General features: G+C 66.1%; 29 protein-coding genes and 1 tRNA gene. 18 read left to right on the forward strand and 12 right to left on the reverse strand.

Annotated features, from left to right (window positions below):
- Position 1 precedes the first annotated feature (1 nt).
- From ACWIKC_RS08250 to ACWIKC_RS08280, 7 genes are all read left to right on the forward strand, one after another.
- The gene (locus ACWIKC_RS08250; protein ID WP_454597030.1) at positions 2-1,570 is read left to right on the forward strand and encodes an ATP-binding protein; all 1,569 of its coding nucleotides are present in this window, start codon (positions 2-4) and stop codon (positions 1,568-1,570) included.
- Between the two features lie 4 nt (positions 1,571-1,574).
- The gene (locus ACWIKC_RS08255; protein WP_454597031.1) at positions 1,575-1,991 is read left to right on the forward strand and encodes an HPr kinase/phosphorylase; all 417 of its coding nucleotides are present in this window, start codon (positions 1,575-1,577) and stop codon (positions 1,989-1,991) included.
- A 60-nt stretch (positions 1,992-2,051) separates the two neighbouring features.
- Complete coding sequence (gene rapZ / locus ACWIKC_RS08260) at positions 2,052-2,987, forward strand: RNase adapter RapZ (protein ID WP_454597032.1); 936 nt, start codon at positions 2,052-2,054, stop codon at positions 2,985-2,987.
- Between the two features lie 72 nt (positions 2,988-3,059).
- On the forward strand, positions 3,060-3,488 hold the full coding sequence (locus ACWIKC_RS08265; RefSeq protein ID WP_454597033.1) for a PTS sugar transporter subunit IIA: 429 nt from the start codon (positions 3,060-3,062) through the stop codon (positions 3,486-3,488).
- The gene (locus ACWIKC_RS08270) at positions 3,485-3,763 is read left to right on the forward strand and encodes an HPr family phosphocarrier protein (RefSeq protein WP_454597034.1); all 279 of its coding nucleotides are present in this window, start codon (positions 3,485-3,487) and stop codon (positions 3,761-3,763) included. The genes ACWIKC_RS08265 and ACWIKC_RS08270 overlap by 4 nt, the downstream gene beginning before the upstream one ends.
- A 16-nt stretch (positions 3,764-3,779) precedes the next feature.
- Complete coding sequence (locus ACWIKC_RS08275) at positions 3,780-4,586, forward strand: TrmH family RNA methyltransferase (protein ID WP_454597035.1); 807 nt, start codon at positions 3,780-3,782, stop codon at positions 4,584-4,586.
- 100 nt (positions 4,587-4,686) lie between these two features.
- Positions 4,687-5,211 carry a PilZ domain-containing protein gene (locus tag ACWIKC_RS08280; RefSeq protein ID WP_454597036.1) on the forward strand — a complete coding sequence of 175 codons (525 nt, stop codon included), beginning with the start codon at positions 4,687-4,689 and terminating at the stop codon, positions 5,209-5,211.
- Positions 5,212-5,227: 16 nt separating this feature from the next.
- Here ACWIKC_RS08280 and rmuC read toward each other — a convergent pair whose 3' ends face one another.
- A complete protein-coding gene (gene rmuC, locus ACWIKC_RS08285) occupies positions 5,228-6,667 on the reverse strand; it encodes a DNA recombination protein RmuC (RefSeq protein ID WP_454599469.1) in 1,440 nt (479 codons plus the stop codon).
- Positions 6,668-6,767: 100 nt separating this feature from the next.
- Here rmuC and ACWIKC_RS08290 point away from each other — a divergent pair, with 100 nt between their 5' ends.
- A complete protein-coding gene (locus tag ACWIKC_RS08290) occupies positions 6,768-7,166 on the forward strand; it encodes a four-helix bundle copper-binding protein (RefSeq protein WP_454597037.1) in 399 nt (132 codons plus the stop codon).
- Between the two features lie 24 nt (positions 7,167-7,190).
- On the opposite strand, the gene ACWIKC_RS08295 is transcribed toward ACWIKC_RS08290, so the two are convergent.
- Together ACWIKC_RS08295 and recR are read right to left on the reverse strand one after the other, a co-directional pair.
- Positions 7,191-7,757, reverse strand: coding sequence for a peptide deformylase (locus ACWIKC_RS08295; RefSeq protein WP_454597038.1), 567 nt, complete (start codon positions 7,755-7,757; stop codon positions 7,191-7,193).
- 50 nt (positions 7,758-7,807) lie between these two features.
- On the reverse strand, positions 7,808-8,404 hold the full coding sequence (recR, locus tag ACWIKC_RS08300; protein ID WP_454597039.1) for a recombination mediator RecR: 597 nt from the start codon (positions 8,402-8,404) through the stop codon (positions 7,808-7,810).
- A gap of 90 nt (positions 8,405-8,494) precedes the next feature.
- Here recR and fmt point away from each other — a divergent pair, with 90 nt between their 5' ends.
- Genes fmt through ACWIKC_RS08315 form a run of 3 tightly spaced genes read left to right on the forward strand, consistent with a single transcriptional unit; the run spans position 8,495 to position 11,297 of the window.
- Positions 8,495-9,406: a methionyl-tRNA formyltransferase gene (gene fmt / locus ACWIKC_RS08305; RefSeq protein ID WP_454597040.1), complete on the forward strand. Its 912-nt coding sequence runs from the start codon at positions 8,495-8,497 to the stop codon at positions 9,404-9,406.
- Between the two features lie 5 nt (positions 9,407-9,411).
- Positions 9,412-10,188, forward strand: a complete 777-nt coding sequence (truA, locus tag ACWIKC_RS08310) for a tRNA pseudouridine(38-40) synthase TruA (protein ID WP_454597041.1) — start codon at positions 9,412-9,414, stop codon at positions 10,186-10,188.
- Positions 10,185-11,297, forward strand: a complete 1,113-nt coding sequence (locus ACWIKC_RS08315) for a zinc-binding dehydrogenase (RefSeq protein ID WP_454597042.1) — start codon at positions 10,185-10,187, stop codon at positions 11,295-11,297. Before truA ends, ACWIKC_RS08315 begins: the two co-directional genes overlap by 4 nt.
- Before the next feature lie 42 nt (positions 11,298-11,339).
- On the opposite strand, the gene ACWIKC_RS08320 is transcribed toward ACWIKC_RS08315, so the two are convergent.
- On the reverse strand, positions 11,340-12,317 hold the full coding sequence (locus ACWIKC_RS08320) for an asparaginase (protein ID WP_454597043.1): 978 nt from the start codon (positions 12,315-12,317) through the stop codon (positions 11,340-11,342).
- A 77-nt stretch (positions 12,318-12,394) separates the two neighbouring features.
- On the opposite strand from ACWIKC_RS08320, the gene ACWIKC_RS08325 reads away from it, so the two are divergent.
- Positions 12,395-12,470 (forward strand) — tRNA-Val (locus ACWIKC_RS08325).
- Between the two features lie 37 nt (positions 12,471-12,507).
- Here ACWIKC_RS08325 and ACWIKC_RS08330 read toward each other — a convergent pair.
- Entirely contained in the window at positions 12,508-13,092 is a 585-nt protein-coding gene (locus ACWIKC_RS08330) for a TlpA family protein disulfide reductase (RefSeq protein WP_454597044.1), read from the reverse strand.
- A 55-nt stretch (positions 13,093-13,147) separates the two neighbouring features.
- On the opposite strand from ACWIKC_RS08330, the gene argH reads away from it, so the two are divergent.
- The 4 genes from argH (at position 13,148) to ACWIKC_RS08350 (ending at position 16,829) form a co-directional block, all read left to right on the forward strand.
- Positions 13,148-14,485, forward strand: a complete 1,338-nt coding sequence (gene argH / locus ACWIKC_RS08335) for an argininosuccinate lyase (RefSeq protein ID WP_454597045.1) — start codon at positions 13,148-13,150, stop codon at positions 14,483-14,485.
- Positions 14,482-14,721 carry a hypothetical protein gene (locus tag ACWIKC_RS08340; RefSeq protein WP_454597046.1) on the forward strand — a complete coding sequence of 80 codons (240 nt, stop codon included), beginning with the start codon at positions 14,482-14,484 and terminating at the stop codon, positions 14,719-14,721. Before argH ends, ACWIKC_RS08340 begins: the two co-directional genes overlap by 4 nt.
- A gap of 78 nt (positions 14,722-14,799) precedes the next feature.
- Positions 14,800-16,059, forward strand: a complete 1,260-nt coding sequence (lysA, locus tag ACWIKC_RS08345; RefSeq protein WP_454597047.1) for a diaminopimelate decarboxylase — start codon at positions 14,800-14,802, stop codon at positions 16,057-16,059.
- Complete coding sequence (locus ACWIKC_RS08350; RefSeq protein WP_454597048.1) at positions 16,056-16,829, forward strand: siroheme synthase; 774 nt, start codon at positions 16,056-16,058, stop codon at positions 16,827-16,829. The genes lysA and ACWIKC_RS08350 overlap by 4 nt, the downstream gene beginning before the upstream one ends.
- Before the next feature lie 10 nt (positions 16,830-16,839).
- Here ACWIKC_RS08350 and ACWIKC_RS08355 read toward each other — a convergent pair whose 3' ends face one another.
- The 3 genes from ACWIKC_RS08355 to ACWIKC_RS08365 all read right to left on the reverse strand — a co-directional run bounded on the left by ACWIKC_RS08355 (position 16,840) and on the right by ACWIKC_RS08365 (position 19,751).
- Complete coding sequence (locus tag ACWIKC_RS08355) at positions 16,840-17,832, reverse strand: winged helix DNA-binding protein (protein ID WP_454597049.1); 993 nt, start codon at positions 17,830-17,832, stop codon at positions 16,840-16,842.
- Between the two features lie 78 nt (positions 17,833-17,910).
- Complete coding sequence (locus ACWIKC_RS08360; RefSeq protein ID WP_454597050.1) at positions 17,911-18,423, reverse strand: L,D-transpeptidase family protein; 513 nt, start codon at positions 18,421-18,423, stop codon at positions 17,911-17,913.
- 38 nt (positions 18,424-18,461) lie between these two features.
- A complete protein-coding gene (locus tag ACWIKC_RS08365; protein ID WP_454597051.1) occupies positions 18,462-19,751 on the reverse strand; it encodes an adenylosuccinate synthase in 1,290 nt (429 codons plus the stop codon).
- 121 nt (positions 19,752-19,872) lie between these two features.
- Here ACWIKC_RS08365 and ACWIKC_RS08370 point away from each other — a divergent pair, with 121 nt between their 5' ends.
- Positions 19,873-20,688, forward strand: coding sequence for an aldo/keto reductase (locus tag ACWIKC_RS08370; RefSeq protein WP_454597052.1), 816 nt, complete (start codon positions 19,873-19,875; stop codon positions 20,686-20,688).
- Here ACWIKC_RS08370 and ACWIKC_RS08375 read toward each other — a convergent pair.
- The 3 genes from ACWIKC_RS08375 to ACWIKC_RS08385 form a co-directional block, all read right to left on the reverse strand.
- Positions 20,685-21,815 carry an ATP phosphoribosyltransferase regulatory subunit gene (locus ACWIKC_RS08375; protein ID WP_454597053.1) on the reverse strand — a complete coding sequence of 377 codons (1,131 nt, stop codon included), beginning with the start codon at positions 21,813-21,815 and terminating at the stop codon, positions 20,685-20,687. The genes ACWIKC_RS08370 and ACWIKC_RS08375 overlap by 4 nt on opposite strands.
- A gap of 118 nt (positions 21,816-21,933) precedes the next feature.
- The gene (serA, locus tag ACWIKC_RS08380) at positions 21,934-23,517 is read right to left on the reverse strand and encodes a phosphoglycerate dehydrogenase (RefSeq protein WP_454597054.1); all 1,584 of its coding nucleotides are present in this window, start codon (positions 23,515-23,517) and stop codon (positions 21,934-21,936) included.
- A gap of 100 nt (positions 23,518-23,617) precedes the next feature.
- Entirely contained in the window at positions 23,618-24,778 is a 1,161-nt protein-coding gene (locus ACWIKC_RS08385; protein WP_454597055.1) for a phosphoserine transaminase, read from the reverse strand.
- Positions 24,779-24,982: 204 nt separating this feature from the next.
- Between ACWIKC_RS08385 and ACWIKC_RS08390 the strand changes: the two genes are divergently transcribed.
- Positions 24,983-26,134 (forward strand): glycosyltransferase family 4 protein, encoded by a 1,152-nt coding sequence (locus ACWIKC_RS08390; protein WP_454597056.1) that lies wholly within the window; start codon positions 24,983-24,985, stop codon positions 26,132-26,134.
- Positions 26,135-26,140: 6 nt separating this feature from the next.
- On the opposite strand, the gene ACWIKC_RS08395 is transcribed toward ACWIKC_RS08390, so the two are convergent.
- Entirely contained in the window at positions 26,141-26,596 is a 456-nt protein-coding gene (locus ACWIKC_RS08395) for a hypothetical protein (protein ID WP_454597057.1), read from the reverse strand.
- Positions 26,597-26,654: the final 58 nt, after the last annotated feature.

Below are 26,654 nucleotides of genomic sequence, written 5' to 3' on the forward strand. Positions count from 1 at the left end.
CGTGACCGATCCGAGCAGCCTTCGCGCACGCGATCCGCGTTCCGAGAGGTCGCGCTGGCAGGGCCGTCTCTCGCTCACCAGCAGGATCCTGTTCGTGAATGTCCTGCCGCTTGTGCTGCTGGGCGGCGGGTTCATCTATCTCGATTCCTATCGCGAGCAATTGCTCGACGAGCGCTTCAAGCTGGCGCTGGTCGAGGCGCAGATCACCGCCGAAGCACTGGCGGGTGCCAGCGACGCCCGGCAGGAAGCGCTGCTCATCCAGATCGGCAAGGAACAGCGGCTGCGGATCCGCGTCTACGGGCCCGAAGGCATGCTCGAATCGGACAGTTTCGCGCTCGGGCCACCATCCTTCACGCTGGGCGAGCAGCCCACCGACGGAAGCGAGGAATTCGCGCTCACGCTCGATCGGTGGTTCGACCGGATCGTCGGCGCTCCAGTGCTGCCCGACTACAACGAGCCCGCTTCGGATTTCGCCGATGCCTGGCCCGAACTGGCCCGCGCGCGCAGCGAGAGCCTGACCCAGATCGTGCTGCGCGACGCGCCCGACGGCAGCCATGTCATCACCGCGGCGGCCCCGGTGGGGCTTGATGGCGACACGCTGCTGATCACCCGCAACCCCGTCGATATCAATCAACGGGTGCGCGAGGCGCGCTCGACCGTGGCGCTGGTTGTGCTGGTCGCCCTGCTGGTTTCGACGCTGCTGTCGCTGTTCCTTGCGCAGACGATCGTCCGCCCCTTGCGCGAACTGGTTCAGGCCGCAGCGCGCGTCCGCCAGGGGCGCGACCGGCAGGTCGAGGTCCCACGTCTGCCGCAGCGGCGCGACGAGATCGGCATGCTGGCGCGCGCCGTTTCCGACATGACCGGTGCGCTGCGCCAGCGGATCGATGCGGTCGAGAGCTTCGCCGCCGATGTCGCGCACGAAATCAAAAACCCGCTCGCCAGCCTGCGCAGCGCGGTCGAATCGCTCGCCAAGGTCGAGGACCCGGATCTGCGCCGCCAGTTGAACGATATCGCCAGTCACGACGTGCGGCGGATCGACCGGCTGGTTTCCGACATTTCCGACGCCAGCCGCATCGATGCCGAACTTTCGCGGACGACCTTCGTCGATCTCGATCTGGCGCAGCTGGTCGCTAACATCATCGGTTCGCGCGAGGACCGCCACGAGAACGAGGGACGCACGATCCGCTTCGACGCGCCGGCCGGGTCCTACCGCGTGCTGGGCGAACCCGCGCGGCTAGAGCGGGTGATCGAAAACCTGCTCGACAATGCGGTATCCTTCTCCCCGCCCGATGGCGCCATCGCGATCGACCTCGAAGGCCGCGACGGACGGATCCTGCTCGCAGTGAGCGACGAGGGGCCGGGCATTCCGGAAGAACGGCGCGAGCAGATCTTCGAGCGCTTTCATTCTCTGCGGCCCGATGCGGAGGATTTCGGCAATCATTCCGGGCTGGGGCTGGCGATCGCCCGCGCGGTCGCCGAGGCGCATGACGGCACGCTGATCGCCACGTCGCGAAGCGATGGCGGGGACGGCGCATGCTTCGTCCTGAGCCTGCCCGCGATCAAGCGCTGACATCATGGCACTGGCGATCGCCAATGTGACCTGCGTCGCGATCGGCGGACGCGGCCTGCTGATCGAGGGGCCTCCCGGCAGCGGCAAGTCCACCCTCGCGCTGGAACTGATCGATCGCGGTGCGTTGCTGGTGGGCGACGATGGCGTGAGCCTCGACCTGCGCGGTGAGAACCTCTGGGCCGCCCCGCCCCCCAATATAGCGGGGAAGCTCGAAATCCGCGGCGTCGGGATTGTCGACATGCCCTGCACCGAAGCACCCGTCGCACTGTCCCTGCTGCTTGCCGCTGACGTCCCGCGACTGCCCGAGCTCGGCAGCGCCGAATGGCTCGGGCGGGCGATCCCGCAGCTGGCTTTCGTTGCGCGCGGTCCAGCCTCCGCCATTCGCGCCGAACACGCACTGGCGCGGTTCGGGATCGCCTGAACTGTGGCGAACGCTCGGGGCGTCCATTTACATTCCTTGCAGGACTGACAGACTGCCCGAATGGCAACCGAATCGCAGACGACGCAGCCGCACAAAATGATGGCGCAGAAGATCCTCGTCGTCACCGGCATTTCGGGAGCGGGCAAGTCCACCACTTTGCAGGTGCTGGAGGACCTCGGCTGGGAGGCGATCGACAATTTCCCGATCCGGCTGCTGCCGGACCTGCTCTCGAAGGACGAGTGCCAGGTCATGCCTCTGGCGATCGGGATCGATTCGCGGACCCGTGGCTTCATCCCTGCCGAACTCGTCGGCCGCATCAAGGAACTTGGCGAACGCGACGATCTCGAAGTCCAGACGCTCTATCTCGATTGCGCCAGCGGCGAGGTCGAGCGACGTTACAACGAAACCCGCCGCCGCCACCCGATGGCGCGCGGACGCCCGATCGGCGAAGGCATTCGTGCCGAACGCGAACTGCTCGATCCGGTGCGCCGCTGGGCAGAAATGGTGATCGACACCACCAGCTTCACCAGCAACGATCTCCAGCAGGCGATCCGCGATCGCTTCGCCGACGATGCGCCGCAGGAGTTGACGATCACGGTGAACAGCTTCGGTTTCGCCCGCGGAATGCCGCCGCTCGCCGATCTGGTGTTCGACATGCGCTTCCTCGACAATCCGCACTGGATCGATGGGTTGCGCGCACAGACCGGGCTCGATCCGGAAGTGGGCGAGCACATCGAGCAGGACCCTGCCTTTGCCCCCAGCTTCGCGCGCATCCGCGATCTGGTGCTCGAGCTCCTCCCGCATTACGAGGCGCAGGGCCGTGCGTATCTGACGATCGCTTTCGGCTGCACCGGTGGGCGCCATCGCTCGGTTTACACCGCGGAAAAGCTTGTACGGGCCCTGCAGGATGCGGGTCGTACGCCCACGGTGCTGCACCGCAATCTCACCGCCCGCGCCACCGATGCCACCGAGGGACTGGCCGCGCTCGCCGGTTGACTCAGCTATGAGACAGGGTCAAGGGCGCACAGCTTTCGTCATATGACACAGGACGACACGGACCCCCCACGCATGATCGGCTTGATCCTCGTCACCCACGGCAAGCTCGCCGAGCACTTCATCGATGCGATGGAGCACGTCGTTGGTAAACAGGATTGCATCGCGACGATCTGTATCGGCCCCAATGACGACATGGAACGCCGCCGCCAGGAGATCGCCGATGCGATTACCGCGGTCGATACCGGCAAGGGCGCGATCATCCTGACCGACCTGTTCGGCGGCACCCCCTCCAACCTCGCCATTTCACTGCTCGACGCCGGGCGGGTCGAGGTCATCGCGGGGATCAACCTGCCGATGCTGATCCGGCTGTCCGGCGCGCGCAAATCGATGGATGTGACCCAGGCGGTCGAGGCCGCGCAGGAGGCCGGACGCAATTACATCACCGTCGCCAGCAAATTCCTCGGCCATGACGAGGCCGCGCCGCGAAAGCAGGCCTCTTGAGCGAATTGCGCCGCGAGCTGACGGTCGTGAACCAGCGCGGCCTGCATGCGCGGGCCAGCGCCAAATTCGTCGGCGCGGTCAGCGAGCTCCCCGAAGGCATCAAGGTGACCGTGGCCAAGGACGCGACCGCCGCCGCGGGCGGATCGATCCTCGGACTGATGATGCTGGGCGCAGCCAGGGGCGACACCATCGTCCTGACCGTCTCGGGCGAGAACGCCGAAGCGGTCATGACCCAGCTTTCCGCGATGATCGAGGACGGGTTCGGCGAGACTTGACCGCCGAGCTGCTGCCATGACCGACCGTCGCCGGATCACCGGTTTCTCCAATCCCACCGTCAAGGCGCTGCGCGCCCTGCGCGACAAGAAGCACCGCAAGCGCGAGCGTCGCTTCCTCGCTGAAGGGCTGCGGCTGCTGACCGATGCGCGCGAATGCGGCCATGTGCCCGAAATGCTGGTGCTGTCCGACTCTCGCGATCCACACCCGCTGCTCGCCGCGCTGGAAGCCGAAGTCGCCACAGCCGGGGGCGAAATCGTCGAGACGACGCCCGACATTCTGTCCAAGATCACCGGCAAGGACAATCCGCAGGCGGTCGCCGGAGTGTTCGCCGAATTCGACACCACGCTGACCGCGATCGATCGCAGCCGCGCTCCGATCTGGCTGGTGGCGCAGGCGCTGCGCGACCCGGGCAATCTGGGCACCATGCTGCGCACCGGCGATGCGATCGGCGCAGGCGGACTGATCCTGATCGACGATTGCGCCGATCCCTTCAGCGTCGAGGCGGTCCGCGCAAGCATGGGCGCGGTGTTCACGCAAGCGATCGCCCAGGCGCGGTGGGACGAATTCCTGCCGTGGCTGCGCGGGGGCGAAGGCCAGTTGGTCGCCGCGAGCCTGCGCGATGCGCGCCCCTATCGCGGCGCGCCCTATGTTGCGCCTTGCTTCGTGATGGTGGGCAATGAATCGCGCGGCCTGCCCGAGGACTACGAAATGGCCTGCGACCTCAGGGTGACCATGCCGATGCACGGCCGCGCCGACAGCCTCAACGCCGCAGTCGCCGCTGCCGTGCTCGGCTATGAAATATTGGCGCTTCTCGACAACTGAAAGCGGTGTTTTTGTTGCACACAAGCGGGGAAAAAGCCTTGCGATCGAGTGAGGTTGATTGGCAGAGCGCCTCAATCTCATCTAGGCTCCAAAACGAACAATGGACAAAAATCACACCGAAGAACGCGCTGAGCCGCGAACCAATCTGTTCGTGGCGGCAACCATTGCCACCGACGCCATGTCGGGGCCGGTTCGGCTGCGCAATATCTCCCCCTCGGGGGCCAGAGTAGAAGCGGCCGAATTGCCCGATGTCGGTGCGCGCGTCCGTTTGCGGCGCGGCACGCTGTCGGTCTCGGGCGTGGTCGGTTGGCGCAACGGCAAATCGATGGGGATGCGGTTCGACCGGCCGACCGATGTCCAGCTCTGGCTGCCCAACGGCCAGAGCAGCCAGCAGACCGTCGACAAGGTGGTCAAGGCGGTTAAGCAGGGCGACTATCCGGCCCCTACTCCGGCACCGGCGCGCAATTCCGAATCCTATGAATTGCTCAGCATCGCCGATCTGCTCGACGGGTTGGGCGACGCCCTGAGCGAGGACCCCGATGTGGTCGCGAAATATTTCGCCAAACTCCAGGTGCTGGATATCGCCACGCAGAAATTGCGACAGATTGGTTCGCGCAAACCCTGACGAAACCCGGTTTGGACTAACTTTTCGCGGCCTGCTGATCGTCGATCAGCGCGGCGTCCTCGTTGTTGTAGCGCGGGGTCGCTTCGACCTTGGGCACTTCCTCGATCTCGCGCTTGCCGATCTCGATGCCTTTTTCCGACAATCGCCGGCCCGCCGAGAGCACGTTGCGCTCGAAGCTGCCGACGAACTTGTTGTAATTGTTGACCGCGGTTTCGAGCCCGCCGCCGACCCGCTTCATATGCTCGGCCGCGACGGCGAGACGATCGTAGAGCTCGGCCCCCGCCTTGCCGATCTCCACCGCCTCGCGCGCGATCGTATCCTGCCGCCAGACCTGCGCCACGGTGCGCGCGATGGCGACGAGATTGGTCGGCGTCGCCAGCAGCACCTTGTTGCGGAAGGCGAAATCCCACAATTCGGGATCGTGTTCGAGCGCTGCAGCCACGAAATGCTCGCCGGGGACGAACATGACGACATAGTCCGGTGCTTCGTCGAACTGGCTCTGATAGCTTTTGGTGCCCAGCGTCTGGACATGGTTGCGCATCGATTTAGCGTGCAGATCGAGGTGGCGGATGCGCTCCTCGTCGCTGTCGGCTTCGAACGCCGCCTGATAGGCGTTGAGCGAGACCTTGGCGTCGATCACCAGCTTCTTCTGGCCGGGAACGTGGACGATCGCATCGGGCCGCAGCCGGCCATCCTCGGTTTCCACCGAATGTTCGAGCGTGAAATCGGTGTGTTCGGACAACCCGCATTGTTCGAGCACGTTCTGCAGCGCGCGCTCTCCCCAGCGGCCGCGCGCCTTGGGCGCATTGGTTAGCGAATTGCCCAGCCGCTGGGCCTCGCGCCGGACTTCTTCCTGCCCAAGACGCATCTGCTCGATCTGCGTGGCGAGAGATGAAAACGCATTGGTCCGCTTTTCTTCCAAAGCAGCGACTTGTTCCTCATACTTCTTAAGTCGGTCACCCACCGGTTGAAGCAGTTCACGTATCTTGGCTTCGGACGTCTTCTCCGAATGGCCGAAGCGTTCGGTGGCCCGTTCCAGAAAGGTATCCTGCGCCTTGGACAGCACCGCCGATCCGGTGTTCTGGAATTCCTTGAGCAATTCCTCGCGCGCCTCGACCAGAAGGCGCTTCTGCTCGTCGAAATTGGCGGTTTTTTCCTTCAGCGTCGCCAGTTCCGAGGCAAGCGCGGAATTGGTGCGCCGCACCTCGTCCATCGCCGTTTCATGCCCCGAGCGCGTTTCGCGAAGTTCGATCGTCAGCTCGTCCGCCCGGCCAGCCCGGACGGTGGCGTTCTCCAGTTCGACGATCGCCTTGCGGAATTTCTCGTCGAGTTCCCGCGCTTCGGCATCGCGTTCGCCATGACGCGCCTTCCATTCGGCTACCGGGCGCGAGCCGAAGTACCAGCCGACAACGGCACCAACGACCAGCGCGCCGAGCGCGACGAATGTTGCGAGCATTTCCATGTCCGGAACATAGATGGAACGGCGGCATAGGCCAAGCGCGCTTCGGAACAATCCCCAGTTCCACCCGCTCCATTGAGCAGAAGGAGAATTCCGCATGTCGATCAAGGAAATGATCAAGGACCACCCGCAGGTGGGTGGCGATTACAACGAGCAGCTGGGCGAGGCGGTCAAGCATGCGATGTATTGCGCGGCGATCTGCAACAGCTGCGTCGATGCCTGCAACGCCGAGGATGGCGACATGTCCGCCTGCATCCGCAAATGCTCGGATTGTTCGGATATCTGTCAGGCGGTCAGCACGGTCGCGGCACGGCGCACCCATGGCAATACCGCGGTGATCAAATCGCTGCTCGAAGCCTGCATCCTGGCTTGCAAGGTCTGCGCCGAGGAATGCGCGAAGCACGACAATGCACATTGCCGCCGCTGCGAACGCATGTGCCGCGAATGCATGGAAGATTGCGTCAAGGCGCTGGAAGGAATGGTCGAAGCGGCCTGAACCCGACAGCTTCGCGCGGGGCTGCTAGGCAGCCTCGCGCAGCTTGCGCAGCTTCTTGAGCGCCATGTTGCGCTTGAGCCGGCTAAGGTGGTCGATGAACAAAATGCCCTCGAGATGGTCCATCTCGTGCTGGAGGCAGGTCGCCATCAAGCCGTCGAGGTCTTCCTCGTGCCATTGCCCTCCGATGTCCTGATAGCGGATGCGGCAATGCGCGGGGCGATCGACATCGGCGTAGATCTCGGGGACCGAGAGACAGCCTTCCTGATAGCTCGCCAGCTCGTCCGCCGGATCGAGTATCTCCGGATTGACGAAAATCCGCGGCTCCTTGCGCGTGGGCTGGTGGGTGTGCTGGTGCCCGCCGTGGTTGCACACCTCGGGCTCCGCATCCTCGTCGTCGGGCTGGAGGTCGATCACCAGCAGCCGCTTGGGAACGCCGACCTGGATCGCGGCCAGGCCGATGCCGGGCGCGGCGTACATAGTCTCGAACATGTCGGCGACGAGCTCTTTGAGCCCCTCGTCGAATTCGGTGACGGGTTCAGACACGAGTTTGAGCCGGGGATCCGGCACTTCAAGAATTTCACGGATAGCCATGGGTGGTAATTTAGGATGCGAGGGGCGCGTTAGCAAGCACCGTCAGCCGCTTAACCCACCGGACGCCGCGCACGCAAAGCCTGCGCCAGCGTGCCCTCGTCGAGATAATCGAGCTCGCCGCCCACCGGCAGGCCATGCGCGAGCTGGGTGACCCGGACGCTGAAGGTCTCCAGCCGTTCGGCGAGATAATGCGCGGTGGTCTGCCCTTCGAGCGTGGCGTTCATCGCCAGCACGACCTCGTCCACCCCGCCCCGCTCGACCCGCGCTAGTAACCCCGCGACATCGAGATCCTCCGGCCGAACGCCGTCCAGCGCGGACAATCGCCCTCCGAGCACGTGATAGGTCCCGGTGAACAGCTTGGCGCGGTCCAGCGCCCACAGATCGGCGACATCCTCGACCACGCAGATCGCCTTGGCGTCGCGGCGCGGATCGGCGCAGATGCCGCAGGGATTGCTGGTGTCGACATTCCCGCAGATGTCGCATTCGACCAGCGTCTCGCCGACCTGCGCCAGCGCCTCGATCAGCGCGGGCAGCGCGCTCTCGCGGCGCTTGACCAGCCACAGCACCACGCGGCGCGCGCTGCGGGGCCCAAGGCCGGGGAGCCGCGCCAGCGCCGAAGCGAGGGTTTCGATCTCTTGCGATGCCATGGGGCGACAGATAGGGCGCAGCCAGAGAATTGAAAACCGAAACTCCTCCCCTGTCTTTCATCAGGGACCAGGCCCACCGGAAAGACCATCATGCGCATTATCTTCATGGGAACGCCCGAATTCGCCGTGCCGACGCTGCGCGCGCTCCACCAGGCGGCGCATGAGGTAGTGGCGGTCTACACCCAGCCGGCGCGCCCCGCGGGTCGCGGCAAGCAGCTCCAGCCCTCGGCTGTGCAGAAGGAGGCAGAGGTGCTGGGCCTGGAAGTGCGCAGCCCGACCTCGCTCAAATCGCCCGAGGAGCAGGCGCGCTTCGCCGCGCTCGAGGCCGATATCGCGGTGGTCGCCGCTTATGGGCTGATCCTGCCGAAGGCAATCCTCGACGCGCCCGCGCATGGCTGCCTCAACGTCCACGCCTCGATCCTGCCGCGCTGGCGCGGGGCCGCCCCCATCCACCGCGCGATCATGGCGGGCGATGTCACCACCGGGGTGACGATCATGCAGATGGAGGCCGGGCTCGATACCGGACCGATGCTGGCGACCTTGCGCAAGCCGATCGAGCGCCAGACGACGGGGGAACTGACAGCCAAGCTCGCCGAACTGGGTGCGCAGCTGATGGTCGGCACCTTGCGCGAACTGGCCAACCACCGCGCCATCCCGCAGAACGACGCCGAGGCGACCCACGCTCCCAAGATCGACAAGTCCGAGGCGCGGATCGAATGGAGCAAGGACGCCGAAGCGATCGAGCGCACAATCCGCGCACTGGCGCCCTTCCCGGGCGCCTGGTTCGAGCTGGAGGGCGAGCGGATCAAGCTGCTCAAGGCCGAGGTGGTCGCATCGGACGAGGCAGCGACGCCCGGACAAGTGCTCGATGCCGACTTCGCTATCGCCTGCAGCAGCGGCGCGATCCGGCCGCTGCGGCTCCAGCGCGCCGGCAAGCCGGCGATGGATCGCGCCGAATTCCTCCGCGGCCGATCGGTCGAGGCCGGGACAAAACTCGCCTGACCCTCATGACCCGTTTCGCGCTCACTCTCGAATTCGACGGCGGACCCTTCTTCGGCTTCCAGCGCCAGAAGGACGGGCCCAGCATCCAGCGCTCGGTGGAGGCCGCGATCCACGGCGTGACCGGCGAGCAGATCTCGCTGCACAGCGCGGGCCGGACCGACGCGGGGGTTCATGCGGTGGCGATGCGCTGCCATTGCGATATCGCCACATCGCTCGCCCCCTTCCGGCTAATGGGTGCGATCAACGCGCACCTTCGCCCCGATCCGATCGCCGTGACGCAGTGCGAAGTGGTCCCCGACGACTGGCATGCGCGCTTTTCCTGCACCGAACGGCGCTATCTCTATCGCATCGTCAACCGCCGCGCCCCGCTGGCGCTGGATCGCGCTCGTGCCTGGCAGATCGTGCCCAAAATTGATGCCGAAGCCATGCACCGCGCGGCGCAACTGCTGGTCGGACAGCATGATTTCACAACGTTCCGCTCGGCGCATTGCCAGTCCAAAAGCCCTGAGAAGACGCTCGACAGGCTCGATGTCGAGCGCGAGGGCGAGGAGATACGAATCCACGCCGCGGCGCGCAGTTTTCTCCATCATCAGGTGCGTTCGATGGTCGGCTGTCTGGCGTTGGTCGGCATGGGTCGCTGGAGCGAGGAAAGACTTGCCAGCGCGCTCGAAGCGCGCGACCGCCAGCAACTGGGGTTGAATGCACCCCCCCACGGCCTCTACTTCATGGAAGCCATCTATCCCGAACAGGCCAAAGATTCCCCACAGGAGAGAGACCGATGACCACGACCGGCAAGCAGATTTTCACCACCCTCGCGAGCGACGGCACGCTGACCGTTGAACTGGCCGAAAGCAGTTTCCCCGACCCCACGGGCAATCAGGTGCTGGTCCGGATGGAAGCCGCGCCGATCAACCCCTCCGACCTCGCGCTGCTGACCGGTCCGGCGGATCTGGAGAATGCGGATTATTCCCCCGGCAAGCTGGTCGCGCGGATGCCCGAGCCGTTCAATACGGGTTCCAAGGGCCGCCATGGCCAGCGGCTGCCGGTCGGTAATGAAGGCGCTGGCACCGTGATCGCGACCGGCGATGGCGAGATGGCGAAGGCGCTGATGGGCCAGCGGGTTGCCTGCGTCCCCGGCACCGCCTTCTCCGAATACGCCATCGCCGACGCGACCATGTGCCTGCCGCTGGGCGATATCTCCTCCGAGGACGGCGCCAGCGCCTTCGTCAACCCGATGACAGCGCTGGGCTTCGTCGAGACCGCCAGGGCCGAAGGACACAAGGCCATCGTCCATTCCGCCGCCGCCTCCAATCTGGGCCAGATGCTCAACCGCATCTGCCAGGAAGACGGGATGGCGCTGGTCAACATCGTCCGCAAGCGCGAGCAGGTCGAACTGCTGAAATCGCAGGGCGCCGAATATGTGGTGAATTCCTCCGACGAGGATTTCATGGCCCAGTTGCGCAGCGCGATCGACGCGACCGATGCCTTTCTCGGCTTCGATCCGATCGGTGGCGGGCAGACCGTCGATCACTGCTTCAAGGCAATGGAACAGGTCGCGGTTTCCAAGATGAGCGAATTCAGCCGCTACGGTTCGAACCAGCCCAAGAAGATGTACATCTACGGAAGGCTCGACCTCGGCCCCACCGTGCTGACCCCGTCCTATGGCTTCGGCTGGACGCTGTCGGGCTGGCTGCTGACGCCATTCCTCCAGCAGGCGGGGATGGAAACCGTGATGCGGATGCGCCAGCGCGTGCTCGCAAATCTTACCACCACCTTCGCCAGCAGCTACAAGCGCAAGGTGAGCCTCGAGGAAATGCTGACCAAGAACGCGGTGCTTGATTATCGCGCGATGAAGACCGGCGAGAAATATCTGGTCGTACCCAACGGCTAATCCTGTCGATATCGGGTCCTCGCTGGTGCGGGGACCCGGTTGTCAGCGCCCGTCGAAGGCGCGCTGGATCGCCGCGCGGTCGGTCTCGCCGCTGGCGATCAGCAATTGCAGCAGGATGCGCGCCTTGGCCGGGTTGAGCGCGCGCGAGGCGATAAAGCCGTTGGCCGCATCATCGGGCTCGGCATCGACCAGCCCCTCATCGGCGCGGCTGGCGCGGACCACCTGCAGCCCTTCCGCGCAGCGGCGAGCCAGTTCGCGACGTGCGGCCTCGGGCATATTGCCTTCGCCCACCCCGGCCACCGCCACGCCGCGCGTGTCGGGCCCGATGCTGCGTGCCACCGCATCGGCGCCGAGGCCGGAATAGGCGGCGATGATGGCGACTTCGGGCAGCTTATCCACCCATTCGAACTGTGCCTCGTCGCCAACCCGCCACGGCGCACCGAACCATTCGAGCGAAGACGGCGTCACCAGCCCCACCGATTCGCGCGGGAAACCGCGAAAGGCTTCGGTCCCGCGAGTGCGCACCTTGCGCACGTCGCGCGCGCTGAAAATCCGGTCGCCCATTACCACCAGCACGCCGCGCCCCGCGGCATCGCCATCGCCCGCCACGCGCATGGCATTGGCGAAATTGCGCAACCCGTCATAGCCGACCGCATCGGCGGGTCGCATCGCACCGACCATCACCACCGGCTTGTGCGCGGGCAACGTAAGGTCGAGGAGGAAGGCGGTTTCCTCCAGCGTGTCGGTGCCGTGGGTGATGACGATGCCGTGGCATTCGGGATCGTCCAGCGCCGCACGCGCCGCGCGGTGGAGGTCGTTCCAGACCTTCTGGCCAATATCCGCCGAATCGATATTGGCGATCTGCTGCGCCGACAGCTCGGCAGCGAGCCCCAGCCCGGCGACATCAACAAGATAGTCTTCGATCGCGATCTGACCGGCGTCGTAATCGCTGGCGGTCGCCGACCCGGCGATCCCGGCGATCGTGCCGCCGGTGGCGAGTACGGTGAGCTTCACGGTCATCGCCGCTGCGCCTAGCCCTCCGACCCGCGCAACGGCAATTGATTTTGCACCCCGGCACGCTATGTGGGCACCCCGTGGGGCGCTTAGCTCAGTTGGTAGAGCATCTCGTTTACACCGAGAGGGTCGGCGGTTCGAGCCCGTCAGCGCCCACCACGGACATTCTCGCCCAGCGTCGATAAGTTCGCGCCGACTACTGGGCGGCCGCCGGTCTCACGGTTTCGCTCACCACCTCGTCGATCGCGGCGCGCACCTCGGGAGCGGACCAGTCGAGTTCGCCGGCGACCCGCCACACCTCGCGGCCGGCGCCATCGTAGAGCACTGTCGTTGGCAAAGCGTCCGCCAGCACCATCGAGAGCTGGGTTTCGGGATCGATCCACGGTTCGAGATGGATCAGCCCGGTCTCGGCGAAGAACGGCCCGACCTTTTCGGTCTGAAGGTCCTGACTCGCAGCGATCACCGTCAGCTCCTCGCCGTAGTCGCCCGCCAGCTCATCGAGCAGCGGCATTTCCTTGACGCAAGGCGCGCACCAGGTCGCCCACAGATTGAGCAGCACCGGCCCGCCCTGCAACGCACCCAAATTGAGCACGCGCCCGTCGGGATCAACCAGATTGACCGCCGGCATCAGTTCGCCCGCCTGGCTGCGGTCGATCTCGCCAGCGATCATCGCGCCCGTACCGGAGCTTTCTTGCGCCCCCTCGGGCGCTCCCCTATCGCAGCCGGCAAGACCGAGACTGGCGAATAGGATGGTGGCGAGAGTGAGCGAGACGCGGGACAAGCAGGCTTCCAATACGATGTGGGGAGGCAGGTTCGCCGAAGGGCCTAGCGCGATCATGCGCGAAATCAACGCTTCGATCCCCTTCGACAAGGCGCTGTGGCGGCAGGATATCGCGGGCAGCCGCGCTCATGTCGCGATGCTGGCGGCGCAAGGCATCGTCAGCGCCGGGGACGCGAAGGCGATCGACGAGGGCCTCCAAACCATCGCCGCGGAATACGAGCGCGACGGCGTGCCCGAAGACTGGGACCTTGAAGACATCCACATGACCGTGGAATCGCGGCTGGCCGAGCTGGTCGGCCCGGTGGCAGGCCGGCTGCACACCGCGCGCAGCCGCAATGATCAGGTGGCGACCGATTTCAGGCTGTGGATGCGCGAGGCGATGCTGCGCGCCGAGGCGGGGATCGAGGCGTTGCAGCGCGCGCTGGTGACGCGAGCGCAGGAACATGCCGACACGATCATGCCCGGTTTCACCCATCTCCAGACCGCGCAGCCGGTAACGCTGGGCCATCATCTGCTGGCCTATTACGAGATGGCACGGCGCGATCGCAGCCGCTTCGCCGATGCGCGCGCGCGGATGGACGAATGCCCGCTGGGCAGCGCGGCGTTGGCCGGCACCGGCTTCCCGATCGACCGCGAGGCGACCGCCCGCGCGCTGGGCTTCGCGCGTCCGACGCGCAACAGCTTGGACGCCGTATCCGACCGCGATTTCGCGATGGATTACCTCGCCGCCGCGAGCCAGTGCGCGATCCATCTCTCGCGGTTGGCAGAGGAACTGATCATCTGGGCGAGCCAGCCCTTCGGCTTCGTGCGGATGCCCGACACGCTCTCGACCGGCAGCTCGATCATGCCGCAGAAGAAGAACCCCGATGCCGCAGAGCTGGTGCGCGGCCATGCCGGGCGGATCATCGGCTGCGCCACCGCGCTGATGGTGACGATGAAGGGGCTGCCGCTGGCCTATTCCAAGGATATGCAGGACGACAAGCCGCCGGTGTTCGAGGCCGCCGGCCTGCTCGACCTGTGCCTCGCCGCCGCCGCCGGAATGGTGGCGGACAGCCGCTTCGAAGTCGCGCGGATGCGGCAGGCGGCCGAGCTCGGCTATGCGACTGCGACCGATCTTGCCGACTGGCTGGTGCGCGAGGCGGACATTCCCTTCCGCGAGGCGCATCACATCACCGGGGCCGCGGTGCGGCTGGCAGAAAGCCGCGGGGTCGCGCTCGACGCGCTGTCGCTGGACGAGCTGACCGGGATCGATGCCCGCATCGACGAGCGCGTCTTCGCCGCCCTGTCGGTCGATGCCTCGGTCGCGGCGCGCGCCTCCTATGGCGGCACCGCGCCCGATCAGGTACGACAGCGCGCGGCCGAGGCCCGCAGCGAATTGGGGATCGACGAATGAGACGAATACCGATCGTGATCGGCGCGCTGCTGGCGCTGACCGCCTGCGGGCAGCAAGCCGCTCTGACGCCGGCGCCGGGCGCCACGCTCCCCGTTGCGCCCTATGGCAGCACGATTCCGCCCGATTCCGAGGAATTGCTCGAACTCGAACCGCAAGCCGCCCCCGAGCGCAGCGTCGAACTGCGCCGCCGTTCGGAAGAGCGCGAGGACGACCCCTTCGACCTGCCACCCGAATAGCTTGCCGCCAAATAGCTTGGCAGGCGAAAAGCACAGATAACTCGACTTGGGCCGCGCATCGCGGCATGCGGCGCCGCGATGGATCATTTCACTTTCCTCGACGGCGTGCTCCATGCCGAAGACGTGCCGCTCCCCGCGATCGCCGAGGCGGTCGGCACCCCCGTCTATATCTATTCGCGCGCCACGATCGAGCGCCACGCTGCGGTGTTCCGCGAGGCGCTGGCGCCGCTCGACAACCCGCACATCGCCTTCGCAGTGAAGGCCAATCCCAACCTCGCGGTGCTGCGCGTGCTCGCGCGGCAGGGCTATGGCGCGGATGTCGTTTCAGGCGGCGAGCTGATCCGGGCGCTGGCCGCGGGGATGAAGCCCGAGGACATCGTCTTCTCCGGCGTCGGCAAGACCCACGCCGAGCTCGAACAGGGACTGCGCGAGAATATCGGCCAGTTCAACATCGAGAGCGAGGAAGAGGGCTACGAGCTCGCTTTGATCGCGCGCCGGATGGGCAAGACCGCGCGCTGCGCTCTGCGGGTGAACCCCGATGTCGATGCGCGCACGCATGAGAAGATCTCGACTGGCAAGAGCGAGAACAAGTTCGGCGTCCCGCTCGACCGCGCCGCCGCGATTTACACTGCGCTGGCGGGCGAGGACGGGCTCGATATGCGCGGCATTGCGGTGCATATCGGCAGCCAGCTCGCCAGCCTCGAACCACTCGAGACCGCCTTCGGCAAGGTGGGGGCCCTGATCGCGGAACTGCGCGCCGCGGGTTGCACAGTGACCCATGCCGATCTCGGCGGCGGCCTTGGCGTACCCTATCGCGCGGGCGAGGTGCTGCCCGCCCCGGCCGAATACGGCGCCATGGTCGCGCGGGTAACCAGGGATTGGGACGTACGGCTGATGTTCGAGCCCGGGCGGGTGATCGCAGGCAATGCCGGTGTGCTGCTGACCCGCGTGGTGCGGGTCAAGCGCGGGCTGACACATCCCTTCGTGGTGGTCGATGCGGCGATGAACGATCTCGCGCGCCCCGCGCTCTACGGCGCCTGGCATGATTTCGAGGCGGTCGAACCCACCGGCCAGCGGACGACCGCGCATATCGTCGGCCCGATCTGCGAGACCGGCGACACCTTCGCGATGAACCGCGAATGCGATGCGCTGACCACCGGCGATCTGGCGGTGTTCCGCACCGCGGGCGCCTATGGCGCGACCATGGCGTCGTCCTACAATTCGCGCGGTTTCGTGGCCGAGGTGCTGGTCGATGGCGACCGCTTCGCCACCGTCGCCGACCGGATCGCGCCCAGCGCCATCATGGACGTCGAACGCATGCCCGAGTGGCTGGCATGAACAGCCTGCCGCTCTTCCACCGGATCGCGGGCACGCGGGTGGTGCTGGTCGGCAGCGGGGGGATGGCCGAGGCCAAGCAGCGGCTGGTCGAGCGCGCCGGAGGCGATATCTGCAGCGAGGCCGAGGCGCATCACGCGCGGCTTGCTTTCGTGGCGCTCGAGGATGGCCGTGCGGCCGAGGCGGCGGCGCTGCGGCTCAAGCGCCTCGGCCTGCTCGTCAATGTCGCCGACCGGCCCGAATTGTGCGATTTCACCCTCCCCAGCGTTCTCGAACGCGAACCGGTACTGATCGCGGTGGGCACCGGCGGCGCGTCCGCCGGGCTGTCCAAACATCTGCGGCTGCGGCTCGAGCGGCTGCTACCCGCTGGCCTTGGCAATCTGGCCACCGCGCTGTCGGAAGCGAGAGACAAGATCCGCGCACGCTGGCCCGATGGCGACGAGCGGCGCCGCGCCATCGATGCCGCGCTGTCCGAGCACGGTCCGCTCGATCCGCTCGCAAGCGGTAGCGCCGAGCGGGTCGAGGGCTGGCTGGCCGATGCTGCAGAGCCGCAGGGCGCGCAGGTCATCGAAATTGCGCTCGCCAGCGACGATCCCGACGATCTCACGCTGCGGCAGGCGCGGCTGCTGGGTATGGCTGACACCGTCCTGCACGATCCCAATATCACCGAAGCGATCCTGATCCGCGCCCGCGCCGATGCACGGCGCATGGCGCTGCCCTGCGATCCGCCTGCGGACGGGCTAACGATCGTGTTGCGCAGCGCGGACGCCTGATCCCTTAACGTCAGAGCGGAGCACCGCTCCCGCTGCGGACATCCTCGAAATATCGGGCCATCGCATCGGCGGTCCGGTCGGTCAGCGCGATAAAGGCGCGCCGCTTGTCTTCCTGATCCTGGGTGCGTTCGAGCAAGCCGCTCTCGACCATCTGCGAAATCCAGCGCAGTGCGGTGGTCGGCGGAACGCCCGCGGCGATGCACAGCGAGGAGACCGAGACCCGGCGATGCTCGGCGCGCGCGGCGGTAAGGTCGAGCAGGATATCCCAGGCCGGATCGGCGAACAGCTCGGCATCGAAATATTTGCTCCGTATCCCACGGTCGCGGATGATCCGCTTGACCAGCCGCGGATCGGGCAGCGGCGGGCGCGGTCGGCGCAGGAAGTCGTGCTCCTCGGCGGCGGGGCGGAAAGTCCGGTCCGGGGCGCGCAGCGAACCTGCATCGGCGCCACTCGCCATGTAAGGCGCCGGGCCAGCGAGGCGGTCGAGTTTTTCGGCCATGCGCACTACCTGCTCTGTCAGCCGCAGCAGCATCACCCGCTCATCGCTTTCGTCTTCGCGCAAGCGGCGACCGGGCAGCTGTGCCAGCGCCGCACCCAGTGCCACAAGCCCCTCGGCACGATGGGCACCGACAAGGATCTGCGGGTGCGAGCGTTCGAGACAGCCGAAGACATCCTCGAGGGCTTCCACCGAAGTCGCCACGATCAGCCGCGCACCCGCGCGCGATACCCGCTCGTCGAGTCGGATGAGCGCGGCCAGCTTGCCCGCATCGATCCGCGGGCAGTCGGCGACCACGACATCGCCCAGCACCCCGCCCGAGCCTTCGAGCAGAGCCTCGAGAGGGTGCGGTTTGCCCACCGCCAGCCCGGCGGCGCGGGCATCCTCGGCAAGATGGGACAATCGCTGTTCGTTGTCTCCGAACAGAGAGAGCGACAACGCGAAAACCGCATCGCCCTCCGTCCTCAAAGGTTCGACACCTTCGTGAAGATAAGCAAGCTGGGCCATACGAATCGCTCCTGTTTACATGAACAGGAGTAGAACAGAACGGGAATTAGTCAAGAATGGAGCTATTGCCGCGAACTATCAGGGGCGAATCTCGATCGGCGTCCCGTCGGGCACTATCTGCCACAGCAGCTCGATCTCCGCATTGGAGAGAGCGATGCAGCCATCGGTCCAGTCACCGGCGATCCGTTGGTCGTCGGGCAGGCCATTAGGCTGGCCGTGGATGAAGATATCGCCTCCGGGCGAGCGCCCCTGTCCCTGCGCAAAGGCGCGGTCGGCGGTGTTGGGGTAGGAAATCCGGAGGCTGAGGAAGAAGCGCGACTGCGGATTGCCAAAGTCGATCGTGTAGCGTCCCTCGGGGGTACGCTCGTCGCCCTCGAACCGCTTATGGCCCTTGGGCGCATCGCCGAATTGAAGGCCGGTCATGTGGTGAACAATTTCGCCTTGGGAATAGACCCACAGGGTCCGTTCCGATTTATCGACCAACACGAAATCCGCGACCGGCAGGGTCTCTGCGCGCAGGGGCCCGCCGAAAGGCAGGGCTAGGGAAAGAACGAGCAACAGGGCGAACATGATGCGCATCGGCCATGCCATAACGCGCACCCCTTAACCCCTGCTCAACGCCGCGCGCATCAATCCTCGAACGGGTCGCGCATCAGGATGGTGTCGTCGCGTTCGGGGCTGGTGCTGACGAGCGCTACCGGGGTCTCGATGAGTTCCTGGACGCGCTGGATGTATTTGATCGCATTGGCGGGCAGCTCGGCATAGCTGCGCGCGCCCGCAGTCGATTCGAGCCAACCATCCATCGTCTCGTAGATCGGCTCGACCGCAGCCTGGTCGGCGGCGTGGCTGGGGAGATAGTCGTAGACCTTTCCGTGCAGCCGGTAGCCGGTGCAGATCTTCACTTGGTCGAGACCGTCGAGCACGTCGATCTTGGTCAGCGCGATGCCGGTCACGCCCGAGATCGAGCAGGTCTGGCGCACCAGCACCGCGTCGAACCAGCCGACCCGGCGCTGGCGCCCGGTGACGGTGCCGAACTCGTGGCCCCGCTCGCCCAGCCGCTGGCCGATTTCGTCGGAGAGCTCGGTCGGGAACGGGCCCGATCCGACCCGTGTGGTGTAGGCCTTCACGATACCGAGCACATAGCCGGTGCTGTTGGGCCCCAGCCCGCTGCCCGCCGCGGCGGTGCCGCTGACGGTGTTGGAGCTGGTGACGAAGGGATAGGTGCCGTGGTCGATATCGAGCAGCACGCCCTGCGCGCCCTCGAACAGGATCTTGGCGCCCGCCTTGCGGACCTTCTTGAGCCGCTTCCACACCGGCTGCGCGTATTGCAGGACGAAGGGCGCGATTTCGCGCAACTGGTCGAGCAATTCCTCGCGGTCGACCGGCGGCTGATCGAAACCGGCGCGCAGCGCGTCGTGATGCGCGCAGAGGCGGTCGAGTTGGGGTTCGAGATGGTCGAGATGCGCCAGATCGCAGACGCGGATCGCGCGGCGCCCGACCTTGTCTTCATAGGCCGGTCCGATGCCGCGCCCGGTGGTGCCGATCTTGCCCTTGCCCGCCGCGGTCTCGCGCAGTCCGTCGAGATCGCGATGCATCGGCAGGATCAGCGGACAATTGTCCGCAATGGCCAGATTGTCGTCGTTGATGGTGACGCCCTGGCTCTCGAGCTTCTCGATCTCGGACTTGAGCGCCCAGGGATCGAGCACCACGCCATTGCCGATTACCGACAGCGTGCCCGAGACGATGCCCGAGGGCAGCAGCGAGAGCTTGTAGACCGTGCCGTCGATCACCAGCGTGTGGCCTGCGTTGTGCCCGCCCTGGAAACGCACCACGGCATCGGCGCGGCTGGCGAGCCAGTCGACGATCTTGCCCTTGCCTTCATCGCCCCATTGGGCGCCGATTACGGTAACATTGGCCATCTGGCAGAATTCACCCGGTAGAGTACAAACGGTGCGGCAGGTAGGCGCTGGCCCGAGGCAGGGCAAGCGGGTTTCGGGAAACTTGGCCGCGCTGTAACATTGGTAGGGCAAAGGAGAACCTATGACAGACTATCCCACCCTCACCCTCAACGATAACCGCCAGATCCCGCAGCTGGGTTTCGGCACCTACAAGATCGACGAGGCCGACGCGCCCAAGGCGGTCCGCACCGCGCTCGATACCGGCTACTGGCTGGTCGACACCGCCGCGATCTACCAGAACGAGAAGGGTGTCGGCGAAGGCGTCGGCGACTGGGCCGACATCTTCCTGCAGACCAAGGTCTGGAACGAGAGCCAGGGCTTCGAGCGCGCGAAGAAGGCCGCCGACAAATGCCTCCAGCGGCTTGGCCGCGATCATGTCGACATGCTGCTGATCCACTGGCCCTGCCCCGAAAAGGGCGAGTTCGTCGACACCTGGAAAGCGTTCATAGAACTGCGCGACGAGGGCAAGGCCAAGTCGATCGGCGTGTCCAACTTCCGCGAACAGGACCTGCGCCGCATCATCGAGGAAACCGGCGTCACACCCGCGGTCAACCAGATCGAGCTGCACCCCAGCTTCCAGCAACGCGAACTGCGCAAGGTCCACGAGGAACTGGGCATTGTCACACAGAGCTGGTCGCCGCTTGGCCAGGGCGACGGGCTCGACAATCCGGCGATCAAGGCCATCGCCGAGGAGACCGGCCAGCCCGCCAGCGCGGTGATCATCCGCTGGCACATCCAGCACGGGTTCTCGACCATCCCCAAGGCCAGCAGCCGCGCCCATATCGAGGCCAATTTCAAGGCATTGTCGTTCGAACTCTCGGACGAACAGATGGCGCGGATCGATGCGCTCGACAGCGCGGAAGGCCGGATGGGCCCCGACCCCAGCGAGTTCTGCTAGAGCGGGACCGCCGCGCCGTCCTCAAGCCGATGCGTGCAGCCCAGCGCTGCTGCATCGTCGCTTTCGCTGACCGCCGCCAGCGTGCGCCAGCCCACCGTGCGAAGCGCGGCGGCGGCATCGCGATCATGCGCGAGCGGCAGGAACACGGTGGCACGGGGCTCTTCGCCGCTCGTTCCCAGCGTGTCCAGCACCGGCTCGATATAGAGCGAGAAGCCGGTCGCGACCTCGTCGCTGCCCTTGATCGCATAGGTCCCGCCGCGCCCCAGCGCGCCGCGCGCGCCATCGGCGTAGAGCGTGAAGCCGAACCAGCTCTGATATTCGAAACCGTGACGCTCGCTCGGGTCCAACGTCAGCCGCGCGCGGTCGCCGACCGCTGCGGCGATGCTGCGCAAGCCAGCGATCCGGCTGGCGAGCGCGCCCTTGGCGTCGATCGCCGCCAGCCGCTCCACCGCTTCGGAGAACGGCCCCGCGGCATAGAGCAGCGGCAGATAGGCCTCTCCGCCCGGCACCTGCGCCAGCCCGCCGGCATCCTTGGTATCGAGCTCGCGGCGCACAGCCTCGACCTCGCCGCCAGCCAGCGGGAACGCGGCTTCGGCCAGCGTATCGACCAGATCCGGCAGCGTGAAATCGACCGAAACGCCTGAGACCCCCGCCGCCTCCAATGCTTCCAACGCCAGCAGCACGATCTGCACTGCGGCCTCGACGCTGTCGCTGCCGATCAGCTCGGCACCCAGCTGCATCCGCTGGCGTGCCGGGTCGAGATGGTCCGAGCGGATCGTCGCGACCTCGCCGCCGTAGCACAGCCGCAGCGGGCGAGGCGCGCCTGCCATGCGGGTCGCGGCGATGCGCCCGACCTGCACCGTCATGTCCGAACGCAGCGCCAGCGTGCGCAGGCTGACCGGATCGGTAAACCGCACCATCCGGCGGGTGTGGACCCCCTCCATCCGGCCTGCGAGCGACTTCTCGAACTCGACCAGCGGCGGACGTACCCGGTCGTAGCCATGCGCATCCATAGCCGAAAGGATCGCGCGCATGGCCCGCGTCGCTGCCGCCGCCTCGCGCGGCAGGCGGTCTTCCAGGCCTTCGGGCAGCAGATCGTCGGTCAGGGCCGTATCGGGTCGGGTCATGGATACTCACTCGCTTCGCCCCGAGCCTGCCGGGGACCGTTCATCAAATGCGCAGCCGCGCTAGAAGATAAAGCGGTGCTTCGACAAGCTCGGGACGAGCGGTTTCCCAACGCGCGGCTCAGAACGCCAGCGGGATCGCCAGCTTCACGCCTTCGAGCGCGCAGGCCTGCTTGACCACTTCGGCCGGGATCGGCGCATCGACGCTGAGCAGCAGCGTCGCTTCCCCGCCCGCCTCGCGGCGGCCAAGGTGGAAGGTGCCGATATTGATGTCGTGCTCGCCCAGCAGCGTCCCGATCCGGCCGATGAAGCCTGGCGCGTCCTCGTTGACGATATAGAGCATGTGGCCCTCGAGCGCGGCCTCGATGCCGACCCCGAAGATCTCGACCAGTCGCGGCGAATCGGTGCCGAACAGCGTGCCCGCAACCGAACGTTCGCCCTGTTCGGTCGCCACGGTGACGCGCAGCAGCGTCTGGTAGATGCCCTCGCGCTCGTGCCGGACGTCGCTGACCTCGAGCCCGCGCTCCTTGGCGAGATAGGGCGCGTTGACCATGTTCACGCTTTCCGAATAGCGGCGCATGAAGCCCGCCAGCACCGCGCCGGTGATCGGCTTGCCGTTGAGCCCCGCCGCCGCGCCTTCGCGCTCGATGCTGATCTTGGTCAGATTGCCATGCGCAAGCTGGCCGACCAGGCTGCCCAGCTTCTCGGCGAGCGCCATATAGGGGCGCAACTTGGGCGCTTCCTCGGCGCTGAGGCTGGGCATGTTGAGCGCATTGCTCACCCCGCCATCGACCAGGAAATCGCTCATCTGCTCGGCCACCTGCAGCGCTACATTGACCTGCGCTTCGGTGGTCGAGGCGCCCAGATGCGGGGTGCAGATGAAATTGGGCTGGCCGAACAGCGGGCTTTCCTTGGCCGGTTCGGTGGCGAAGACGTCGAGCGCCGCGCCCGCGATGTGGCCGCTACCGAGCAGCTCGGCGAGCGCTGCCTCGTCGATCAGCCCGCCGCGCGCGCAATTGACGATGCGGACGCCCTGCTTGGTCTTGGCGAGGTTCTCCGCCGAGAGGATGTTGCGCGTCTCGTCGGTCAGCGGGGTGTGCAGCGTGATGAAGTCGGCGCGTGCCAGCAGCGTTTCGAGATCGACCTTCTCGACCCCGATCTCAACCGCGTGATCGGGGGTGAGGAAGGGATCATAGGCGATCACCTTCATCCGCAGCCCCTGCGCCCGCGCGGCGACGATCGAGCCGATATTGCCCGCCCCGATCAGGCCCAGCGTCTTGCCGGTGACTTCCACGCCCATGAACGCGCTCTTGGGCCATTCGCCGGCCTGGGTGCGCGCATTGGCTTCGGGGATCTGACGGGCAAGCGCCATGATCATGGCGATCGCGTGTTCGGCGGTGGTGATCGAATTGCCGAAGGGCGTGTTCATCACCACCACGCCCTTGCCGCTGGCATAGGGGATGTCGACATTGTCGACGCCAATACCCGCGCGGCCGATGACTTTGAGGTTGGTTGCGGCGTCAAGGATCGCCGGCGTCACCACGGTCGAGGAGCGGATCGCGAGTCCGTCGTATTCGCCGATGCAGGCTTCGAGCTCTTCCGGGGTCATCCCTGGCTTTACATCCACCTCACAGCCGCGTTCGGCAAAAATGCGCGCGGCGTTGGGGTCCATCTTGTCCGAAATGAGGACTTTGGGCTTGGTCATGGTCTACCTCGTCGTCCCGGCATAATGCGGGATCTGTCTGGGGAATGTCGCAACAATGGGGGCGCGTTCCGGGCTTTCGCCGGAGTGCGCCGAGCGTGGCTCAGGCCTGCAGTCGTGCGTAGGCCCATTCGATCCACGGCAGCAGGCGTTTCAGATCCTCCTGCTCGACCGTTCCGCCGCACCAAATGCGCAGGCTCGGCGGCGCGTCGCGATAGCCGTTGAAATCATAGCCGACATCGCGATCCTCGAGCATCTTGGCGATGCGCGCAGGCACCTTGGCCCGCTCGTCCTCGGTGAGGCTCTCGTAGTAGTCGCCCTGGAAGACGAAGCACACGCCGGTGTTGGTGCGCTGCGCCGGATCGGGGACCATGTTGCGCAGCCACGGGGTCGCCTCGATCCAGTCGGTCACGATTTTCGCATTGGCATCGGCGCGTTCGAACATCGCCTGGCGCCCGCCGATCGACTTCGCCCATTCGAGCGCGAGGATATAGTCCTCGGTCGCGAGCAGGCTGGGGGTGTTGATCGTCGCGCCTTCGAAGATGGCGCGGTTGAGCTTGTCGCCCTTCTTGAGGCGGAACAGCTTGGGCAGCGGCCATTCAGGATCGGTGTTCTCGATCCGCTCGACCGCCTTGGGGCTGAGGATCAGCATGCCGTGCTGCGCCTCGGAGCCCATCACCTTCTGCCAGCTGTAGGTCGTCGCGTCGAGCTTGGGCCAGTCCATCTCCATCGCGAAGATTGCGCTGGTGGCATCGTTGATAGTCACGCCTTCGCGGCCCGGGGCGAGCCAGTCGGTGTCGGGGATCTTGGCGCCCGAAGTGGTCCCGTTCCAGGTGAAGACGACATCGTCGCCCTGCGGGATCGAGGCAAGATCGGGAATTTCGCCGTAATCGGCGTCGAGCGTGGTCAGCCTGGGCAGCTTGAGCTGCTTGACCGCGTCCTGGATCCAGACATTGCCGAAGCTTTCCCAGGCGGCGACGGTCGCCGGACGGTCGGGGTGGAGCATGGTCCACATCGCGCATTCGAGCGCGCCGGTGTCGGACCCGGGCATGATGCCCACCAGATAGTCCTCGGGGATGCCGAGCAATTCCTTGGACAGGTCGATGGCGTGTTTCAGCCGCGCCTTGCCAACGCTCGACCGGTGCGAGCGGCCCAGCGATTCGGTCTGGAGTTTGGAAAGCGCCCAGCCCTTGTACTTGGCGGTGGGTCCCGAAGAAAAATAGGGACGTTCCGGCTTGATCGCCGGTTCGGTATTGGCAGTCATGTATTCTCTCCTCGCAGAGAGCTCGCGCGGCGTTGGGACCGCGTGGCCCGGCGCCGGACCTAATGTTGCGCCGCAGCAAGTCAATACGAAACGGGATTCCATCGACAGGGTGGTTGCGGGACACGGTGAGTGCATCAGGGCGTGTTGGCGCTCTTACGTCCTGTCTCGCCAAAACCTTGCGGCTCGCCTATGGGCGCGCGCAGCATGGATGTTACCGATCTTCGCATCGCCCTCTTCAGCGGCAATTACAATTATACCCGCGACGGGGCGAACCAAGCCTTGAACCGGTTGGTGGGCTATCTGCTCGCGCAGGGTGCGGCGGTGCGCGTCTATGCCCCCACCGTCCCCGAACCCGATTTCGAACCGACCGGCGATCTGGTCGATCTCCCCAATATCCGCATGCCGGTGAAGGGGCGTGGCGAATACCGCATGGCGACCGGGATTGACGCCAGGGTGAAAGCCGATCTGGCGGCATTCGCGCCCAACATGATGCACATCGCCTCGCCCGATCCGGGCGGTCACGCGGCGCTCAAATGGGCGCGGCGGCAGGGCATCCCGGTGCTGGCCTCGGTCCACACGCGGTTCGAGACCTATCCGCGCTATTACGGGTTGGGCTTCCTCGAACCCGCAGTCGAGGCGATGTTGCGCCGCTTCTACAACCGCTGCGACGCTCTGGTGGCGCCATCCGATAGCCAGATCGCCGAATTGAAAGCGCAGCGGATGCATCGCGATATTTCGATCTGGTCGCGCGGGGTGGATCGCGAGACCTTCGATCCCTCGCGCCGCGATCCCGAATGGCGAGCCGCGCAGGGCCTTGCGGATGGAAACGTCGCCATCGCCTTCCTCGGGCGGCTGGTGATGGAAAAGGGGCTCGACACCTTCGCCGCGGCGATTGCCGAACTGCGCCGGATGGGGGTCGCGCACAAAGTGCTGGTGATCGGCGACGGACCGGCGCGCGACTGGTTCGAGGAAGCGCTGCCGGGCGCCAGCTTCGTCGGCTTCCAGACCGGGCGCGATCTCGGCCGCGCGCTGGCGAGCGCGGATGTCTTCTTCAACCCCTCGGTCACCGAGACCTTCGGTAATGTCACGCTCGAAGCCATGGCCAGCGGGCTGCCCGTGGTCGCCGCCGGCGCGACCGGCGCGGCCAGCCTTGTGCTGGACGGCGAGACCGGTGCGCTGGTACCCCCCGGCGATGCCGCCGCCTTCGCGCGCGCGCTCGCCCCCTACTGCACCGACCCGGCGCTGTTGCGCACGCACGGCAAGGCGGGCGAGCGTCGCGCCCGCGCCTATTCCTGGGACGCAATCAATCAGGCGGTCGTGGACACCTATCTGCGGCTCCTGGCGCAGCGCGGCTGACAGGGGCTAGCGCAACACGCCCTTGTTCTTCATGCTGACCGAATAAATCAGCAGGAAACTGGCGATCGACCAGATGACGATCGATATCACCGTGCTCGAACCGCCGGTGACCCACTCGGGCTGCTCGCTGGTGACCTGATAGAACGCCGTTCCCGCCAGGCCGAGCAGCGACAGGGCAAAGGCCCAGACCGCAAAGCGCTGGCGCAGCAACAGCAGCAGCGAGCCCAGAACCGCGCCCCAGACGCCCAGCGCCCAGGCAGCGTGCACCCATGCGGGATAGGCGCCATAATGGGCCAAAGCCTCCGCGGCGCTCACCCCCGTGCCGGCCACCATGCCCTCGATATAGGCCAGATTGCCCAGTTGCGTCTGAAGGTAATTGTTCGCCCCGAAGGCGTTCCAGGCCAGCGAGATCACCCCCACCGCCCACAAATGCCACGGTGTCCTTGTCGAAAGCGTCGCCATAGTAACGTCCCCCTTGCCCCAAAGCGTCAACTTACCCTGCCCCGCACCGGCTGCAAAG

It is taken from the genome of Qipengyuania sp. SM2507, from assembly GCF_053714505.1.

Bases quoted from the DNA above. Each gene is read 5' to 3' on its own strand.
- ACWIKC_RS08295 (WP_454597038.1), bottom strand. From the start codon at position 7,757: ATGGCTATCCGTGAAATTCTTGAAGTGCCGGATCCCCGGCTCAAACTC.
- ACWIKC_RS08370 (WP_454597052.1), top strand. From the start codon at position 19,873: ATGACAGACTATCCCACCCTCACCCTCAACGATAACCGCCAGATCCCG.
- serA (WP_454597054.1), bottom strand. From the start codon at position 23,517: ATGACCAAGCCCAAAGTCCTCATTTCGGACAAGATGGACCCCAACGCC.
- ACWIKC_RS08320 (WP_454597043.1), bottom strand. From the start codon at position 12,317: ATGACCGTGAAGCTCACCGTACTCGCCACCGGCGGCACGATCGCCGGG.
- ACWIKC_RS08360 (WP_454597050.1), bottom strand. From the start codon at position 18,423: ATGGCATGGCCGATGCGCATCATGTTCGCCCTGTTGCTCGTTCTTTCC.
- ACWIKC_RS08340 (WP_454597046.1), top strand. From the start codon at position 14,482: ATGAGACGAATACCGATCGTGATCGGCGCGCTGCTGGCGCTGACCGCC.
- ACWIKC_RS08315 (WP_454597042.1), top strand. From the start codon at position 10,185: ATGACCACGACCGGCAAGCAGATTTTCACCACCCTCGCGAGCGACGGC.
- lysA (WP_454597047.1), top strand. From the start codon at position 14,800: ATGGATCATTTCACTTTCCTCGACGGCGTGCTCCATGCCGAAGACGTG.
- ACWIKC_RS08365 (WP_454597051.1), bottom strand. From the start codon at position 19,751: ATGGCCAATGTTACCGTAATCGGCGCCCAATGGGGCGATGAAGGCAAG.
- ACWIKC_RS08265 (WP_454597033.1), top strand. From the start codon at position 3,060: ATGATCGGCTTGATCCTCGTCACCCACGGCAAGCTCGCCGAGCACTTC.
- ACWIKC_RS08350 (WP_454597048.1), top strand. From the start codon at position 16,056: ATGAACAGCCTGCCGCTCTTCCACCGGATCGCGGGCACGCGGGTGGTG.
- recR (WP_454597039.1), bottom strand. From the start codon at position 8,404: ATGGCATCGCAAGAGATCGAAACCCTCGCTTCGGCGCTGGCGCGGCTC.
- ACWIKC_RS08275 (WP_454597035.1), top strand. From the start codon at position 3,780: ATGACCGACCGTCGCCGGATCACCGGTTTCTCCAATCCCACCGTCAAG.
- ACWIKC_RS08280 (WP_454597036.1), top strand. From the start codon at position 4,687: ATGGACAAAAATCACACCGAAGAACGCGCTGAGCCGCGAACCAATCTG.
- ACWIKC_RS08390 (WP_454597056.1), top strand. From the start codon at position 24,983: ATGGATGTTACCGATCTTCGCATCGCCCTCTTCAGCGGCAATTACAAT.
- ACWIKC_RS08375 (WP_454597053.1), bottom strand. From the start codon at position 21,815: ATGACCCGACCCGATACGGCCCTGACCGACGATCTGCTGCCCGAAGGC.
- rmuC (WP_454599469.1), bottom strand. From the start codon at position 6,667: ATGCTCGCAACATTCGTCGCGCTCGGCGCGCTGGTCGTTGGTGCCGTT.
- rapZ (WP_454597032.1), top strand. From the start codon at position 2,052: ATGGCAACCGAATCGCAGACGACGCAGCCGCACAAAATGATGGCGCAG.
- ACWIKC_RS08395 (WP_454597057.1), bottom strand. From the start codon at position 26,596: ATGGCGACGCTTTCGACAAGGACACCGTGGCATTTGTGGGCGGTGGGG.
- ACWIKC_RS08385 (WP_454597055.1), bottom strand. From the start codon at position 24,778: ATGACTGCCAATACCGAACCGGCGATCAAGCCGGAACGTCCCTATTTT.
- fmt (WP_454597040.1), top strand. From the start codon at position 8,495: ATGCGCATTATCTTCATGGGAACGCCCGAATTCGCCGTGCCGACGCTG.
- ACWIKC_RS08355 (WP_454597049.1), bottom strand. From the start codon at position 17,832: ATGGCCCAGCTTGCTTATCTTCACGAAGGTGTCGAACCTTTGAGGACG.
- ACWIKC_RS08290 (WP_454597037.1), top strand. From the start codon at position 6,768: ATGTCGATCAAGGAAATGATCAAGGACCACCCGCAGGTGGGTGGCGAT.
- ACWIKC_RS08255 (WP_454597031.1), top strand. From the start codon at position 1,575: ATGGCACTGGCGATCGCCAATGTGACCTGCGTCGCGATCGGCGGACGC.
- truA (WP_454597041.1), top strand. From the start codon at position 9,412: ATGACCCGTTTCGCGCTCACTCTCGAATTCGACGGCGGACCCTTCTTC.
- argH (WP_454597045.1), top strand. From the start codon at position 13,148: ATGCGCGAAATCAACGCTTCGATCCCCTTCGACAAGGCGCTGTGGCGG.